3 protein-coding genes and 1 pseudogene are annotated in these 2321 nt (G+C 33.1%); all 4 read left to right on the top strand.

Annotated elements, in window-relative coordinates; translation table 11 throughout:
* Positions 1-81: 81 nt before the first annotated feature.
* Positions 82-225 (top strand): annotated as a pseudogene (locus ACERC8_RS09890) (secretion protein HlyD); the annotation flags it as partial.
* A 283-nt stretch (positions 226-508) separates the two neighbouring features.
* A complete protein-coding gene (locus tag ACERC8_RS09895; protein WP_373659694.1) occupies positions 509-820 on the top strand; it encodes a hypothetical protein in 312 nt (103 codons plus the stop codon).
* Positions 821-954: 134 nt separating this feature from the next.
* Positions 955-1902 carry a hypothetical protein gene (locus ACERC8_RS09900; protein WP_373659695.1) on the top strand — a complete coding sequence of 316 codons (948 nt, stop codon included), beginning with the start codon at positions 955-957 and terminating at the stop codon, positions 1900-1902.
* A 103-nt stretch (positions 1903-2005) separates the two neighbouring features.
* A complete protein-coding gene (locus ACERC8_RS09905; RefSeq protein ID WP_373659696.1) occupies positions 2006-2248 on the top strand; it encodes a hypothetical protein in 243 nt (80 codons plus the stop codon).
* Positions 2249-2321: the final 73 nt, after the last annotated feature.

A 2321-nucleotide genomic window follows, 5' to 3' on the forward strand; every position in this document is an offset into this window, starting at 1 on the left:
ACCAAACACCTATGGTTAAGCGAGTTATCGCTTAACAAAAACACTTTATAAAAAGTGTACAGAAAAGGGGTGCCTTTCCACATCATAGAATTGAATTCACTAACACTAAAGCACAAGAGTGAGACGATTATCCTTCAAAAAGACATGCCAGTTGAAGTTAGAATAGTATATGATAAAGAAACTTATCTTGATTGGATTTTAGAAATGTTGAGTTTCAAACAATAATTTGAGTTTAGCCCTTAGACTACCTATAAAATACAATAAGACAGAGAAAGGCTGTCTTATCTAGGCTGCTACGGAGATATAAACTAAGTTGTCTNAGTTTAGCCCTTAGACTACCTATAAAATACAATAAGACAGAGAAAGGCTGTCTTATCTAGGCTGCTACGGAGATATAAACTAAGTTGTCTATCACTTGTTAGGGAAATTCCCTAACCCTGCTTATTTAAAAGGAGAATTTGTTAGGTGATATTATCCTAACCATGATCTTCATATGGAGGTAAATATTATGGAACTGGTATTACCAAAAAATTATGTAACTCTCGATCAAGAAGAGATAATGTATCTTGATGGAGGAGACTGGAACAACTTTAGAAACAACATTCAAGGATTATGGGCTAGCAGTGCAGGATTGCGTGATGCAATGAGCCAAGTTGGTTTGGTTTCTGCAGCAGGGACTGCAATCAAGTACAGTTATCCTATTTTAATGGCTAAAGTTGCGACAATTTCTGGCCCAATTATTTGGGCAACAGGGGGAGCGGCCGCAGTAGTTGCGGTTGGTGCTGGAGTAGCACTTTGGACAATGCGATTATTCTATTAGTATGAATATTTGAATAATAGCCGAGGTGGGTGCACCAGTGACTCTAAAGTTTTTTAGTTAACTGGATACATTCACCTTGGCTTTATTTTTTAAAATTCTGTACAATATATAAGGAACATATAGGGAGAGAAGCTATGAAAATTAACAAAACTTTGATGATGTTTTTATTGCTAATAGTAACAAGCATTTTTTGCGTTGCTCCAGTTTTTATTCAGTTAAATATAAGTGGTGATTCTCTGAAAATAGTTCTGTCATTTATAGCAGCTATTCCAATGTATTATATACTTTCTCAGGTTTTACATACCTTACTTCTTTGGATTACCATGATTTTATTTAGACTGAAAAGTATATATTGTTACTTTGTAGTATTAGTCAGATTAGGTTCGAAATTTTATTTTAGAATTTTCCTTAATCACGTTATGGGCTTTGCTCCAGCAATTGCTTTCCAGTATAAAGAAGGGAAATTACCAAAGTCTTTTTTTAAAGTATATTACATCCTATACTTTCTCTTAATGATAGGATACTACCTATTATTTTTGGTAGTCCATCGTAATCCGTTGTTTTTACCGCTTATCCCATTTTCAATTCTAACAGCAATTATTCAGAGGCTATACGAGCCAGTGTATCAGCAGTTATTCATGTTAAAATCGAAGGTATTGACAATACTTGAATCAGGACATGACTATCATTTTTCGATTAAAGACTATCCCAGAATTTGGCAATTGAGTTCAAAGTCGGAACTACCATTTATAGCACTTTCTTATGTAAGTTTAATAAAAGTATATTTATCTGAGGAGCAGTGTAAGGCTGTTGAGGTGATTGAAGATGAACGACTTGACGATAAAGGCTATCAAATGGGGCTTTATGGAATGTTAGATGTTATCAAACTTAATTTATATCTATTAAAAAATGATACAGAATTGAGGCTAAGATACAGTAAAATGTTAAATCAACTTCTGACTGATAAACCAGACTTTATGCTCGTTAAAGATGGTATTGATGACGCGTTAGCTGGAGAACAAGACTTATCAATATCTCTCGGTATTTCTGAAATACAATTGTTTATGGACATATATAAGTAGAAATTTTACTATTTGTTCTCAAACAACTAGTTTATGATTATACGTATCTCCAAGTATCTGGAGTTATATAATAAGTAAATAACAAATTTCATGAGGTGAAAATATGCCCTATAATTCTTTTGAGAAGCTACTTCAAACTAAATATTACAACGATATTTTCAAGAAAGTAGATAATTATATCTATAAAAACCGTTCAGAAATATCAGTAAAGTCGTATACTATTGATAGTCCGAATTATAAGAAACTGGATGATTTCACGGTAAAGAAAGTATTATCTCGTAAAATTCGAGGAGGAGTAATTGTTTCTGAGTTGCAAGTAGTCGCTTCTCTTGAAATTAAAGGTTGAATCGGTTACACTAAACTAGACAGAATTTATAAAGTGTTCTACACTAAAGAAAACAGGAGAACTCTATGTCTAG

It is taken from the genome of Streptococcus sp. E29BA (assembly GCF_041807805.1).
GTDB lineage: Bacteria > Bacillota > Bacilli > Lactobacillales > Streptococcaceae > Streptococcus > Streptococcus entericus.

What these genes read in the sequence shown, in the direction of transcription:
- ACERC8_RS09895 (WP_373659694.1), top strand. Translation starts at nt 509, where the DNA reads ATGGAACTGGTATTACCAAAAAATTATGTAACTCTCGATCAAGAAGAG.
- ACERC8_RS09900 (WP_373659695.1), top strand. Translation starts at nt 955, where the DNA reads ATGAAAATTAACAAAACTTTGATGATGTTTTTATTGCTAATAGTAACA.
- ACERC8_RS09905 (WP_373659696.1), top strand. Translation starts at nt 2,006, where the DNA reads ATGCCCTATAATTCTTTTGAGAAGCTACTTCAAACTAAATATTACAAC.